The organism is Hirschia maritima DSM 19733, from assembly GCF_000378345.1.
Taxonomy (GTDB): Bacteria; Pseudomonadota; Alphaproteobacteria; order Caulobacterales; family Hyphomonadaceae; genus Hirschia; species Hirschia maritima.
Window position 1 is genome coordinate 130,743 of record NZ_KB899547.1, and the last position, 14,160, is coordinate 144,902.

Annotated in this window: 13 protein-coding genes; 8 read left to right on the forward strand and 5 right to left on the reverse strand. The window is 44.8% G+C overall.

The genetic code is table 11. From position 1 onward, the window contains the following. Positions 1–2: 2 nt before the first annotated feature. The 6 genes from murD to F551_RS0112015 all read left to right on the forward strand — a co-directional run bounded on the left by murD (position 3) and on the right by F551_RS0112015 (position 6,897). Positions 3–1,424 (forward strand): UDP-N-acetylmuramoyl-L-alanine--D-glutamate ligase, encoded by a 1,422-nt coding sequence (gene murD, locus F551_RS0111990; RefSeq protein WP_018997754.1) that lies wholly within the window; start codon positions 3–5, stop codon positions 1,422–1,424. A 29-nt stretch (positions 1,425–1,453) separates the two neighbouring features. Next, the gene (locus tag F551_RS0111995; protein ID WP_018997755.1) at positions 1,454–2,590 is read left to right on the forward strand and encodes an FtsW/RodA/SpoVE family cell cycle protein; all 1,137 of its coding nucleotides are present in this window, start codon (positions 1,454–1,456) and stop codon (positions 2,588–2,590) included. Next, on the forward strand, positions 2,590–3,708 hold the full coding sequence (murG, locus tag F551_RS0112000; RefSeq protein WP_018997756.1) for an undecaprenyldiphospho-muramoylpentapeptide beta-N-acetylglucosaminyltransferase: 1,119 nt from the start codon (positions 2,590–2,592) through the stop codon (positions 3,706–3,708). The genes F551_RS0111995 and murG overlap by 1 nt, the downstream gene beginning before the upstream one ends. Before the next feature lie 66 nt (positions 3,709–3,774). Next, entirely contained in the window at positions 3,775–5,202 is a 1,428-nt protein-coding gene (gene murC, locus F551_RS0112005; RefSeq protein ID WP_018997757.1) for a UDP-N-acetylmuramate--L-alanine ligase, read from the forward strand. Between the two features lie 18 nt (positions 5,203–5,220). Then, entirely contained in the window at positions 5,221–5,781 is a 561-nt protein-coding gene (locus F551_RS0112010) for a GNAT family N-acetyltransferase (RefSeq protein WP_018997758.1), read from the forward strand. A gap of 75 nt (positions 5,782–5,856) precedes the next feature. Beyond that, the gene (locus tag F551_RS0112015) at positions 5,857–6,897 is read left to right on the forward strand and encodes a hypothetical protein (protein WP_155825975.1); all 1,041 of its coding nucleotides are present in this window, start codon (positions 5,857–5,859) and stop codon (positions 6,895–6,897) included. On the opposite strand, the gene F551_RS0112020 is transcribed toward F551_RS0112015, so the two are convergent. Continuing rightward, a complete protein-coding gene (locus F551_RS0112020; protein ID WP_018997760.1) occupies positions 6,894–7,334 on the reverse strand; it encodes a hypothetical protein in 441 nt (146 codons plus the stop codon). The two genes, F551_RS0112015 and F551_RS0112020, sit on opposite strands and share 4 nt — an antisense overlap. A 162-nt stretch (positions 7,335–7,496) precedes the next feature. Here F551_RS0112020 and F551_RS0112025 point away from each other — a divergent pair, with 162 nt between their 5' ends. Continuing rightward, positions 7,497–8,057 carry a carboxymuconolactone decarboxylase family protein gene (locus tag F551_RS0112025; protein WP_018997761.1) on the forward strand — a complete coding sequence of 187 codons (561 nt, stop codon included), beginning with the start codon at positions 7,497–7,499 and terminating at the stop codon, positions 8,055–8,057. 119 nt (positions 8,058–8,176) lie between these two features. On the opposite strand, the gene F551_RS17190 is transcribed toward F551_RS0112025, so the two are convergent. Both F551_RS17190 and rsgA read right to left on the reverse strand, forming a co-directional pair. Continuing rightward, positions 8,177–8,617, reverse strand: coding sequence for a hypothetical protein (locus F551_RS17190; RefSeq protein WP_018997762.1), 441 nt, complete (start codon positions 8,615–8,617; stop codon positions 8,177–8,179). A gap of 105 nt (positions 8,618–8,722) precedes the next feature. Further along, positions 8,723–9,799 (reverse strand): ribosome small subunit-dependent GTPase A, encoded by a 1,077-nt coding sequence (gene rsgA, locus F551_RS0112035; RefSeq protein ID WP_018997763.1) that lies wholly within the window; start codon positions 9,797–9,799, stop codon positions 8,723–8,725. A 290-nt stretch (positions 9,800–10,089) separates the two neighbouring features. On the opposite strand from rsgA, the gene murB reads away from it, so the two are divergent. Next, entirely contained in the window at positions 10,090–11,007 is a 918-nt protein-coding gene (gene murB, locus F551_RS0112040; protein WP_018997764.1) for a UDP-N-acetylmuramate dehydrogenase, read from the forward strand. A gap of 20 nt (positions 11,008–11,027) precedes the next feature. On the opposite strand, the gene F551_RS0112045 is transcribed toward murB, so the two are convergent. Both F551_RS0112045 and F551_RS0112050 read right to left on the reverse strand, forming a co-directional pair. Then, complete coding sequence (locus F551_RS0112045; RefSeq protein ID WP_018997765.1) at positions 11,028–11,489, reverse strand: glyoxalase superfamily protein; 462 nt, start codon at positions 11,487–11,489, stop codon at positions 11,028–11,030. Positions 11,490–11,689: 200 nt separating this feature from the next. After that, a complete protein-coding gene (locus F551_RS0112050; RefSeq protein WP_018997766.1) occupies positions 11,690–13,762 on the reverse strand; it encodes a TonB-dependent receptor in 2,073 nt (690 codons plus the stop codon). Positions 13,763–14,160 lie beyond the last annotated feature (398 nt).

Below are 14,160 nucleotides of genomic sequence, written 5' to 3' on the forward strand. Positions count from 1 at the left end.
GCATGATCCCTGTTTCCGTATACAAAGGCAAAGATGTAGCTCTATTCGGCTTAGGCCGGACTGGAATCTCAGCAGCCAAAGCACTGACTGCGGGTGGTGCCCGTGTTCATGCTTGGGATGATAACGAAGTTACGCGTGAGAAAGCTGAAGCTGAAGGCCTGACTGTATCAGATATTAATAAGATGGACTGGCAGAAGTTCTCTGCTTTGGTTTTATCACCAGGTGTTCCTTTTAAATATCCTGAGCCACACCGTGTTGTGAAAATGGCTCAAATGGTGGGTGTGCCTGTGGTGGGAGACATGGAATTGTTCGCACGTGCTGTTGCGGAACTACCAACGCACGCTCGTCCCAAAATAATTGGAATTACCGGCACAAACGGAAAATCAACAACGACTTCACTCATCGGCCATATCTTGAATAAAGCAGGCCGCGATGTGCGTGTGGGCGGTAATATTGGTGTGGGCGTTCTTGACCTTAAAGCGATGAATGCAAACTCCATATATGTGCTGGAGCTTTCATCTTATCAGTTGGATCTTATTGATAGCTTGCGCTGTGATGTTGCTGTGTTCTTGAATGTTTCACCAGATCATTTGGATCGTCATGGTGGCATGCAGGGATATGTAGCCGCAAAGAGCCGCATTTTCCGCAATCAGACGCAAGCTGACACCGCCGTCATTGGGGTGGATGATATGCGTACACAAATTTTATGTACGCGTCTGGCCGCCGAAAATACACGCCGTGTTTGCCCGGTATCTGCTGATATGGCTTTGGGGCGTGGGGTTTCTGTTCTTGATGGTGTGTTGACTGACAGTTTGTCTGGCCATGCAGAGGCTTCAGTTGATTTATCATCAGCGAGAGCTTTACCTGGACAGCACAATCACCAGAACGCCGCAGCGGCATATGCTGCATGTCAGGCGCTAGGATTGGATGCCTCAGAAATTGTGGACGGCCTAAACACTTTCCCTGGACTCGAGCATCGCCTTGAAAGTGTTGGAATGGTTGGTGAGGTTGCTTTCGTAAACGACTCCAAAGCCACAAATGCACAAGCTGCAGAGCAAGCATTGAGAGCATATCCAAACGCTTTTTGGATAGCAGGTGGGCGTGCAAAGGATGATGGCATTGATGCGCTGGAGCCGCATTTTGAGAACATATCAAAAGCCTATCTAATCGGGGATTCCATGAAGGAATTCAGCGAAGTGATGAAGGGCAAAGCAAAGACGCAAAATTGTCAGACATTGGATGTGGCAGTGACTGCCGCTTATCGTGATGCACTTGAATCGGGTATTAAAAATCCAGTTATTCTATTCTCGCCTGCTTGTGCGAGTTTTGATCAATTTAAAGACTTTGAAGCACGTGGGCATGCTTTTAAAAATGAAGTGCATGCAATTCAAATGGACGCCAAAAAAAAGACTAAAATCGCTTGATATGAGGAAGAACGGGGAGATGGCAATTAATGACCAGCTTTGCACGTTCCGATAGATCTCTCATCGCTGAATGGTGGCGAACTGTTGATAAGATGATGTTGACGAGCCTCTTCCTTTTGATGGGAGTAGGCCTTCTTGTGTCTCTAGCTGCTGGGCCTGCGGCAGCTGAGAGAATTGGTTTTTCAGATCCTTATCATTTCGTTTATCGTCAAGCCTTTTTCATGACAGTATCAGCTGTATTACTGGTGGGAGCGTCGATACTGACACCTTCTTGGGCGAGGCGTGTGGCGGGCGTCATATTTATTGGTGGTTTCTTGCTGATGGCCTATATTTTGATGTTCGGACACGAAGCAAAAGGGGCCCAACGCTGGATCAGGATTGCGGGGTCCACATTTCAGCCCTCCGAGGTGGTCAAGCCCGCGCTGGTTTTGTTGATCGGCTGGATATTAGCTCAAAGAGAAAATTTCCCCAATGCTCCTTGGACTATAGTTGCCTTTGCATTGTACGTTGCGACGATGGGGCTTTTGCTGTTGCAACCAGATGTCGGACAATCTGCATTGCTAACTGCTGGGTTCTTAGCAGCCTTCTTTGTGTCAGGTATTTCAATTTGGTGGGTACTGGGTTTAGGAGCAGGATTTGTAGCTCTGGGAGGTGGACTTTTTGCTCTGTTTCCTCACGTAAGATATCGTGTGAATTCATTCCTCAACCCATCTGATTACGACACATATCAAGTTGATACAGCACGTGAGGCATTGGAGCGTGGTGGCCTGCTTGGGGCCGGTATGGGAGAGGGGCAGATAAAGCATAATCTGCCGGATGCGCATACAGATTTTATCTATTCCGTCATAGGGGAAGAGTTTGGTCTTTTGGTGTGTCTGGCGCTTATTATATTATTTGCCGTAATTACTGTGAGAGGCATTTTCACAGCGTCACGGCATCCAGATCCATACCCCCGTGCAGCAGCTGTTGGTCTATTTACATTATTTGGCCTTCAAGCTGCCATTAATATCAGCGTGAATATCGCTCTGATTCCGAATAAGGGGATGACACTTCCGTTTATTTCCTCGGGAGGTAGCTCTTTGATGGGATCAGCGTTAACTCTTGGCTTTGCTTTGGCTTTAACCCGCCGACGGCCCGAAATTTCAATGAGACGGTTTATTCCATAATGACCAAAATATCTTCAAATGATTCTGCTCCATTGGTGATAGTCGCGGCTGGTGGAACCGGCGGCCACATGTTCCCTGCGCAGGCTTTCGCCGAGGAAATGGTGAAGCGAGGGTGGCGAGTTGGTTTGGTGACTGATGATCGGGGCATGCGCTACGTTGAGAATTTTCCTGCCGAGTGGATCGAGCAAGTTAAGGCGGCAACCATCGGTTCAAAGCGACCTGACAAATTATTGGCTGCAGCCTTTAAAATTCGGGCAGGGATTAGTGCAGCCAAGAAACATATGAAAAAGGTAAAGCCGGCTTTGGTTGCAGGGTTTGGCGGATATCCAAGTTTCCCGTCTCTATCGGCTGCCAAGGCGCTTAGAGTGCCGATTATAATTCACGAGCAGAATGCGGTTTTAGGGCGTGTGAATCGTGTGTTCGCTAATACTGCTGTGACAGTCGCGTCAGGGTTTGGAAGATTGGACAAAATTCCTGCTAATGCCGAGGGGCATCGTATTGAAGTGGGCAATCCAGTGCGTGCACCTATATTGACGGTACGAGATGTTCCATATCCAGAAGTAGGGCAAGATACTAAAATAAATTTGCTTGTGACAGGTGGTAGCCAAGGGGCCAAAATGTTTGGTGAGATTGTTCCGGCTGCTATTGGGTTACTACCGGAAGAGCTGCGTTTTAAGCTTCATATGGTGCAGCAAGTGCGTGAGGATCAGATAGAAGATGTACAAGCCATATACGATCAAGCTGGCGTCACGTGCGAATTAAAACCTTTCTTTTCTGATATGGATCAACGGTTAGCAGCGACCCATTTAGTTATTGCGCGTTCCGGGGCCGGAACAGTGACAGAACTAAGCGTAGCTGGGCGTCCAGCTATCTTGGTTCCGCTGGGAATCGCTATGGATGATCATCAGCGCGCGAATGCTGAAAGCTTGGAAGCTGGCGGTGGTGCGGATGTGATATTAGAGAAAGACTTTACAGCAGACACTTTAGCACGCGTTCTAGAAGAAGCGTTGAGGGCTGAAGAAGAGTTGCAGTTGAGAGCTGCTGCCGCGAAGGCACTCGGCCCATTGACGGCAACGAAAGAACTTGCCGACATTGCCATAAAAGCCGCAAACCTTTAGTGGTTTTAAGTTAAAAACGAATCTTGAATTCGGTACAAAAGTAGACCTTAGACTAGAGCAATCCTTATGAAGAAGAACCCATCACCATTTGACCTTGGCCCCGCACACCTTGTTGGTATTGGTGGAATTGGGATGTCCGGTATTGCTGAAATTATGCTGACGATGGGATATGAAGTCCAAGGTTCTGATATGAAGGAAGGACCTAATATTGAACGCCTTCGAAAGAAGGGCGCAAAGGTCTTTATCGGGCATGAAGCAGATAACGTTGCGAATGCTGGTGCTGTCATAATTTCGTCAGCGATCAAATCTGGTAACCCAGAGGTGGATGCTGCCCGTGCAGCTGGTATTCCTGTGGTGCGCCGCGCCAATATGCTGGCTGAACTTGTGCGTATGAAATGGACTGTGTGTGTGGCTGGTACGCATGGGAAGACTACAACAACCACAATGGTCTCGTCTCTCCTTGATGCAGCTGATATCGATCCAACCGTCATCAATGGCGGTATAGTCAATGCTTATGGCTCCAACGCTAAAGCAGGTGCCGGTGATTGGATGGTATTGGAAGCAGATGAAAGTGATGGAACTTTTACCAAGCTTTCGCCGACAGCTGCGATCGTCACAAATATCGATCCCGAGCACATGGAACACTATGGCACGATGGAAAATTTGCGTGCCGCGTTTGATACTTTTGTTGAAAATATCCCGTTTTACGGATTTGCGGTTCTTTGTACGGATCACCCAGAAGTGCAGGCTTTGGCGTCTCGTATTATCGACCGTCGCCGTATTACATATGGGTTTAATCGTCAGGCAGATGTGCGGGCTGTGAACTTAACAACTGATCTTAATGGGGCGCATTTTGACATTGCATTGCGTCGCCCCGGTTCTGCCACACCGCGGATGATTAAGGGCGCAACATTGCCAATGGCCGGAGACCATAATGTACAGAACGCTTTGGCGGCTGTAACTGTTGCGCTTGAGCTTGGTGCAAGTGACGAGCAAATTTTGGCTGGTCTATCTGGATTTGGTGGCGTGAAACGCCGTTTTACACCGGCAGGCGAGTGGGCTCCTGTCGAGGGTGAAGAACCTGTTCGAATTATCGATGATTATGGGCACCACCCAGTTGAAATAGAAGCTGTGCTAAAAGCTGCTCGTTCTATGCAGGGCCAGAACAATGTTATTGCTGTCGCGCAGCCGCATAGATACTCTCGTTTGAGCGATCTCTTCACTGAATTTTCTACATGTTTTGACATGGCCGATACTGTGTTGATTGCGCCAGTGTTTGAAGCTGGTGAGGAGCCCATTGAAGGTATCAATCACGAGACTTTAGTAAAATCCATTCGTCAACATGGCCACAAGGATGTAGGAGTATTGGAAAGTTTGACTGCGCTTCCAGAGGCAATAAAAGCGTTTGCAAAACCGGGTGATATGGTTGTGTGTTTGGGAGCTGGTGACATCACGTCATATGCAAATTCATTGGCAGAAGATTTGACGAAATAGTTTATTAGCGGAGGGGATATGTCCAACATTATTGAAACAGACAGGCTTATTCTCCGGCCTCCGATTGCGGATGATTTAGATGCTTGGGCTGACTTTATGTCCAATGAAGAAGATGCCCGTTTCATTGGCGGCGTGATGGACCGCGCTATGTCGTGGCGTGCTTTGATGACCATGATTGGCAGCTGGACAGCTCATGGTGTAGGTATGTTTTCGGTTATTGAAAAATCGAGCAATGAATGGCTCGGGCGCATTGGTCCTTGGTATCCTGAAGCATGGTTGGGTACTGAAGTTGGTTGGGGATTGAAGAGTTCCGCTCAAGGTAAGGGCTATGCGATTGAAGCTGCCATAGCGAGTATGGATTATGCCGTTGATGCTTTGGGGTGGACCAAAATTGTTCACACTATTGATAAAGAAAACACGCCATCATTTAAACTTGCAAAACGCCTCGGTTCTGCTCTGCTGGAAGAGGATGTATTTTTACCCAAGCCATTTGATGAAAATCTTGTTGATGTGTGGGGGCAGAGCGCTGAACGTTGGAAAAGCAATAGAGAAAACTTAATCAAGTCCTTACAGCGCTGATGAGTTTTGGCTTCTAAATCCATCTGGTTTTAAGTCTAATGTGCTTTAATGAATGCTCGAAAAAGAGTGTTTGTTATGAGTTTGTTGATTGGTCAGTCGAGCGTTGCTTTGTTTCAGCCGCCCCAAATTGGGCAGGCTCAAAAGCGCGCATCTGTTGGCGAACAGTCACTACAAGCACAACGAACCGAGCTTCCTAAAAAGACGCCAGAAGAATTTAATGCGATCATAAGAGAGCAGATTCACTCTAATAAAACTGAAGAAACAGATCCCTTTCATGGGGTAGATCCGGAAAAAGCCCAGCATTATCGTAAGAAGAATGAAGCGCATGAAAAGATTGAGCGCCTCATTAAAGAATTTAAGATGATCAAAGAAGTTTGGGCGAACGATCCTAAAGAAATGGCGCGCCAGCTTGGGCGGATTGCAAAGCAACTAAAGGAAGCTGTGAAGCTATTCTCCGACGCTGCAAAAGCATTGGGAGAGATTGGCAAAAAAGGGCCTAACATTTCTGCATTGGCTGCAGGAACGCCACCCACATCTGATAAAACAAGTGATGATGCTGGCAGCACCGCTGGCGATGCAGAAAAGCAAGTTGAAGACGTAGAGGCGGCCGAAAGTGCCAGCGCGTATGCAGAAAACGCTGAGCAAGACACAGAAGCAGTTGAACCAAAATCTCATTTTCTGACAAAGCATGAAACGCAAACAGAAAAACGGGCAGATCGTCTGAAGGACTTACAGGGCGGTAAATCTGTAAATGATGTTTATGGAAAAGACGATTCTGCATCTAGGCGTAATGCCGCTCAAAATGCCTATGGGAGCCAGTCAGAAAATAGCGATGTGAAATGGGTCAAGGCGAAAGATTCTCCGCAATACATGGCCTATATCGGCAATATGGATTTTATCAATAAAGCCAGAGAGTTTGCTAAACAGTTGAAACTTGAATTTGAACATGCTGGTAAAAAAGGTGTGTTCACACTTCCTGAACCTCCTGAAAAAACTGAAGAATTCAAAGAAGCCAAAAAGGAATTTGAAGAATTGGATGAAGATTTGATCGATTTTGAAAAAGAGGTCAAAGCTGCCATGCCAATTCCTGGGACATTGGTATCTGTCGCTGCTTAGCGCTTTAATCTGTCCAGACTCGTAAGTTTGTAATTGTCATCAAGATCGCGATACACGACACCTGTGAAAACATCTCTGTTTGCTTGATTTCCAGTCATTTCAATTTGAAACCTATAGTTCAATCCCGCTACAACCTGAATTTCCATATCCACTTTGTCTACGAGCGCACGGGTTGGGAAACGTTTATAGATCGCGTCAATCACCATTTCTTTTGCTTTTATAGAAGCTTCATCTTCAATATCAGCTGGCGCATACCCTCCGACTAAAATATCATTTTGCGTGAAGTCATCAGGCTTTGGCGCTTCTGGAGAATTTGGCCCGTTAAATGGCGGGGGAGGTAGAGCAGGCGATTTGGGCACGGAATTGCTTGTTTTTGAACTTACGCAGGCGACAAGAAAGAAAGCTGGAACAATTAGACTGATTGAAATTAGTCTCATAAGAAATCTTTCAGATCAACTTAGCGGGTATGATGCATAATGTTAGCACAAGCTTATTGTTAACTCACGCGTTTGTGAAACCTGTGCAAGTTAAATAATGTGGTGACGATACCTATCTTCTCTCCATAAGCAGTGATGCTTTTTCATAGAGAGATTTTTACCATGACTGAATTTACATTACATACGACTGAATCGGCACCGGCAGCTTCAAAAGAGATATTGGAAGATGCAACAAAAACAGTTGGTTTTGTTCCCAACTTATACGCAACAATGGCGCAAAGTCCTGAGTTGTTGAAGTCTTATAAATTTTTGGCTGAGGCCTTTAGTTCAAATTCTTTGAATGCTGATGAACGCAACGTAGTTTGGCAAACGATCAATGTTGAAAACAACTGTCATTACTGTGTTCCGGCTCACACAGGTATCGCGAAATCTCAAGGTGTCGCAGATGAAACAATCAATGCAATACGCGACGGACAACCAATTCCGGATGCCAAATTGGAAGCTTTAAGTGTGTTTGTTCGCCAAATGCTTGATCAGCGCGGTGTTGTAAGTGAAGAGCAAACACAAGCATTATTTGCGCATGGGTATGACAATACGACAATTCTTGATGTGATATTAGGTTTAGCTCACAAGACGTTGTCCAACTACACGAACCATGTTGCTCATACACCTGTGGACGCGGCCTTTTCTGGTTTTGCATGGACGCACCCTAGTGAACGATAAGCAGGTGAGCGAACTATAAAAGAGATTTTGTTCAATGAAAAAAAGCCGCAACAGATTAAGTTCTGTTGCGGCTTTTTTGATAAGTCTTGGAATATGAAAAGTATTCTGGGGTTTGTATCTTATTCAGCCAATGGTGTTGTCTTCTTGGATAAGAAACCATTAGGCAGGTTTGCATATGTCACTGCTGCAGATAGGAGAAAGAACACAACCGCCATAATAAAGAGCATTGGGCTGGTTTCAGCGTCTGGTGCAGATGTCATAGGTGTGTGAACACCTAAAACAGTGAGGTGCGCTAAAATTGCGCCTCCGATGACTCCCACAGACAATGCGCTTCCTAAAAAACGAAAACCAACCACGATCAAGAGAGCAGCTACAAGTTCAGCTACGCCGGTTGCATATTTTACAACGGGGTCCACAAAGGGGAGAGCAAGGCCAAAATCAGTCTGAAGATTAGCTTCTATGATTTGAAAGATCGGAACATCACCGATAAATTTTTGGATGCCCATAAATGCCATAAAAGCCGCAAGTACGTATCCAGCTGTTTTAATTGCCAAGTTCATCGCCCATTTCCTTTAATAATTTTGTGATAATAAACGTGCCAAATAGCTAAGTCTTTGTCACTAAACGCTTTTGGCACGCTTCTTCACAAAAATGAGAGAACTGATTTACTTGCGTCCACTTTTTTTGACTTGTTTGATCAATTTACCGAGTGCTTTGTCTTTGGATTTTCTTTGAGCCAAAGTGGAAGAATTGAATTCTTCTTCTGCAATCAGTTTCTTCCAACGCGCGACACGGTCAGCGTCAATCGTCTTGTTCTCTAATGCAGCATTAATTGCGCAGCCGGGCTCCGTTTCATGCTTGCAATCTCTGAATTTGCATTGGAATGACAGCTCTAACAGATCTGAGAAAAGGTCATTCACCCCTGAAGCAACATCTGTAAGCTGGATTTCTCGCATACCAGGCGTGTCCATGATCGTAAAACCATCAGGAGCAATGTGGAGCTGACGCGATGTTGTTGTGTGTCTTCCTTTTGCATCTTCTTCACGAATGCTTTGTGTCGCGATGTCAGAATTGCGGGTCAAAGCTTTTGTGAGGGTAGACTTACCAACACCTGAGGATCCCAGAAATACGACTGTTTGTTTAGGTGTGCACCATTGAGCGAGCTTTTCTTGAGGTTCTTCTCGTCGTGCATCTAAGGCAATAACACTTACATTACGTGAAATGGATTGCGCCTGTTCTATATAGGTGTCTACTTCATCTGAGAGATCAGACTTTGTAAGGATCACAACTGGTGTAACATCGGCTTCCAAAGCGAGTGCGATGTAACGTTCAAGCCGCGCTATATTGAAGTCTTGATTGCAAGAAGTGACAATGAAGGCCGTATCAATGTTAGCGGCTATAAGTTGCTCATCCCAAGCAGTCCCTGCCGCACGGCGTTTGAAGATACTCTTACGTTCCAAAACGCGGCTGGTATTTGGTGCATCTGAATTGTAGAGCAGCCAATCTCCTACAGTTGCATCCGGTCCAACAGGGATAAGTGTATCTATACTTTCACCTAATACATGTAGACTATTTCGGTGGATTTCAGTGATGCGTACAGGCGGTGTTTTTTCGATTTCTTCAATATCGACTTGTTGAGCGAAGAAGGGTTGCCAGCCGAGTTTTTCAAGAATTGTGAGGGGGCGTTGAGAAGAGATTTTCTTATTCGAATTTGGTAAAAAGTTTGAATAGTCGCGAGTCATGCGCGTGAGCTTCCATGCATTCGCATCTGGAAATTCCAGATGATCGATTGTTTGTTGAATAGAAATGAATGCAAACTAAACCGTCTTGAGCCGGTATCGGCTAAGATCTTAAGGTTTAAATCTACGATGGGAAGCATACAGACTTCCCTTTCTCAACGGGACATAAAAACTCCAAACTTATGCCTTGAAATTCGCACATGCTTTGAATGATTTCAAGGTGTTTGAGAGGATTGTGTGAAGATTATTGAAGACACCTAGCCAATAAAAACAAAGCAAGTTAATGCTCAATCATGACTGAATTAATTTCTAAAATGCCGGAAGTGCGCGGTAAATTGATTGCCGATGCAGATTTAAAGCCTTTCACATGGTTTCGTGTAGGTGGTAAAGCAGACGTGCTTTATTTGCCTGCTGACCCAGAAGATTTGGCAGATTTTCTGAAAAAATTACCCTCTGAAATACCTGTAACTGTTCTTGGTGCGGCATCCAATGTGATTGTGCGCGATGGCGGTGTGGAGGGTGTTGTTGTCAGATTGACGCCTGCATTTGGGAAAATCCGTGTTCAAGGAAATGAGCTTGTCGCGGGGGCTGCTGCTTTGGATAGTAAAGTCTCGCAAAAAGCTGCGATGTTTGGACTGAGCGGGCTTGAGTTTTTCTCTGGCGTTCCCGGTACAATCGGCGGGGCGTTGCGAATGAATGCTGGGTGTTATGAGCAAGAAACGGCTGATGTCTTGGTTGAAGCCGTAGCACTTACTCGCAAAGGGCAATGGGTAACCCTCAAAAATAGAGATTTTGGATATTCCTACCGTCATTCAGAAGTGCCAGATGATTTGATTTTTGTTGAGGCTTTATTTCGCGGAGAAATTATTGAACCTGCACTTGTAAAGGAACGAATTGAAGCATTGAAAAAACGCCGTGAAGAGGCTCAGCCAATTCGTGAGAAAACAGGCGGATCAACTTTTGCTAACCCAGACCCACCTGGTACGCCGGACCAACGAAAATCATGGAAGTTAATTGATGAAGCAGGCATGCGGGGGGCTAAGTTAGGTGGCGCGCAGGTCTCTGAAAAACACTGTAATTTTATGATAAATACTGGTGAAGCTACTGCCTCTGATATCGAAAATCTAGGTGAGCAAGTCCGTTCGAAAGTAAAAGAAAAATCAGGTGTTGAATTACGGTGGGAAATCAAGCGGATAGGCCGCCCAGTTTAATAGGTGGACGGCCGATTTCACTAGATCACTTTTGAGTGTGTGTGATGGATAATCATGTGAGGTTCTCCATCGCTTGTCGCACTTAGGCTGGTGCCTTCATTATCGAGTTTAGCACTGACGCGTTGTCTATATGCGGAAAACGATTCAAAGCTCACTACATCGACGGCCTTTTCGAATTGAATGCTAACATCGAAATATTGTCCATCTGCGAGCATTCGTACTGATTTTATGAGACCTTTGAATTTTTGTTTCAAATAAACACCTTCAATTAGATCGCCAATTTGAGGTTCGAATTTAGGACGATTACTGAGCCGGGTTCTTGCTGTATTCCAATCCCTATAGCCAAGTTCATTTGCTGTTCGTTCTAATGCTTGAGCATGAGAGAGGGGAGTGTCAGATTCCATGAAAGAAATGCGAAGTTTTTTCGCATACTCTTTGGCACCGTTTATGGTTGTGGGTAGCCGCTTAGAAGGTATCTTCATCAGATAGTTCCTTTAAAAACGCGGTCAAATTCTAGTTGGTGCTCGTATTGCCAACAGACCGCCTTGAATAAAGGATTGGTTCTGAAGATTGGATCTCAATTAAGATCGGGCATTTCACCAGCGGGATATCCCATACGAGCGGCAGGCTGCCTCAACCTGTCGCTCTTCTAAGTCTTTATTTGGGACCTGTCAATTTGGCTTTAGAAGGTGCCGCTTAAGCTGAATACAAAGAATGGGTCATACTTGCGACGCCTGAATTCTGTAAAATCTACGGGGCCATCACGACGGTCGACAAATATTTGTTTGTAGATGCTTTCGTCCTGGTTTCCGATATTTCGAGCACCCAATCGTGCTTTCATTCCAAAAATATCTTTATGTTCAATTGTGAAACCAAAGAAAGGATCGTCGCGATAGACGCGGATGACCTGCCTAGAACTTGGATTCAAGCTTACTCGTTCGGTTTCCATGTAAGCCGACAATGCCCAATTTGTTTCAGGAATATCATATCTCATATTGAGTTCGATATAAGTCATTGTTTCGTCACTAAAACGGCGCTCTTCGCCTGTTAGTGGGTCGGTTAAGTTGGAATCGAAGGCTTCCAGTGTGTAATCCAACTTTAGACCTTTAACTCCGATGGGGTCAAAATTGAAAGTGCCTGACCAGATTGCTTCAAAAGCGGTTGCAGTTTCTTCGAGATTGCCTGGAGCTTCTCCGCCAGTAATTGTTATAGTTCTGTCCTGTAAGTCTTCGATTTGTTTTGCTGCTAATTTTAGAGAAGAAGACCCCCATGCGCCATGTTGCTTTGTTAGATCAAATTCGAGTAACCAAGTTTGTTCCGGAACAAGGCTTAAATTGGAATCTGAATGCAACCCATCTGCAAGATCGGGTTGTCCTAAGAAATCTCCAAAATCAAGTTGTCCGACTTCTCGTTCGATCTTTGTCGAGAATGTTAAATCGTTTGAATGGGCATAGCTTAAATTTACAAACCCTTTGGGACGAAAGAATTCATCTTGTTTTGAGGCATCCAGAACATCAACTTCAAACTCTTTAGACTGAATTTTGGAAAACTCCGCACCTAAGGAAGCTTGAATTGATAATTTTGAAGACAGCGGGCGACCATGCGTTAGCGTAATTTCGGCTCTGTCTTCTTCTACGATTCCAAGAGAAGCTGTGCTGGGTAGGCGATCATAGCGAAGTGTGCCCGCCGCTTGTTGGAATAAAATTCCTTCTTCTTCTAAAGAATTGAATGCCGCTTCAGCAGCAATTTGCCAGTCTTTGTCTCCGTCGGTTTTCCAAGAATATTCACCACGAAGAATGGCTTCACTAGAATATGCGTCTTGTTGGAATCTAAAACCGCGTTCAAATTCAACATCATTTAGTAGAAAATCCACCTCGTTGAAATAAGCTCTGAAATCCTTACTGTATAAACCGATAAATTTTAATCTGCCGGGACCAAGGTTGAATTCATAATCCCCATTAATTTCAGTCTCCCAGATATCGGAACCTTCTTCAAAGTGACGAAATTCATCTGGTCCTGTGAAGATTTCGCGGTCTGACCATTCCGTGAAACTCCATTCAATGTCATCGAAATTGAAGTTGAGATTTGCGATATCTCCAGATGGGCCTTCATATCCAATGCGAGTTGAAATAGATGGATTGTCTCGTGTAAAATGGATGTATTCATTGCGCAATTGCGTTTGGACACCATTTCCGTCCCATACTATTTCTGGTCCGCGCGCTTGGTTTCTTCTTACTCGGTTTTTAAGTGTGACGGCATAATCGAAAAGCCCTTTTTGACCTGAAAAAGAAATGTCACCGTTTGCCAACCACGCCGAGCGATGCTCTCGCACGACGGGGTTCCAACGCCAGTTTCCAGAGAACCCTTTTACATCTGTTTCTATATTTGCAACTTCGCCGGATAATCCAGGGATGTCGAATTTTGAAGCATCTTGAACTGTGATTTGAGTTACATTGCTTGAAGAAATTTGACCTAGGATTTGGCGTAAATTTTGTGACTTAGTCGAGGGACGTTTCCCGTTTATCAGAACATTCCCACCGCCTTGTCCAAGGCCGCGTTTTTCATCTGGTTCAACGATTGAAAACCCCGGAATATTTCGAACAAGATCCATTGCTGTTCGAGGAGAAAACTGAGAAAAATCTTCCAGTTTATAAATCGAGGCTGATGTTGGCGTTGTAGCTGAATCATCTGCAAATGCTGGTGAACTGACAAAGCATAATGCTGCTAAACTCGCAGAACATAGAAGTTTTGACATCAGTAGTGGACCCTCTACTTGGTTACACGATTACGTGCTGTATTATTGTGGTGATGACTGTGTTACATGTGTAGCGAACTGTGTCAACCAGATGATTTTGCTCAAAACACATAATACATCAGCATTTTGATGTGCATTAAATATAAAACGCGAACAAAAATATTACTGAAACTAATAAGTCCAATTTGATTGTTTGTTTAACAAATCCTTCCATTCGCCTCGGGATTGCATCGTGAATTGGGAGCCTAGCTGGAAAATAAGTCAAATAATTGACTGATTATAGCTTTAATAAGTTGTTGAAATAAAACATTTATTTGTATTGTTGGCGACGTATTTGAAAATTACATCAAATTTTATGTATTTCCGCGTAGGTTTGTTTAACCTTAAAGGCCCAAAAT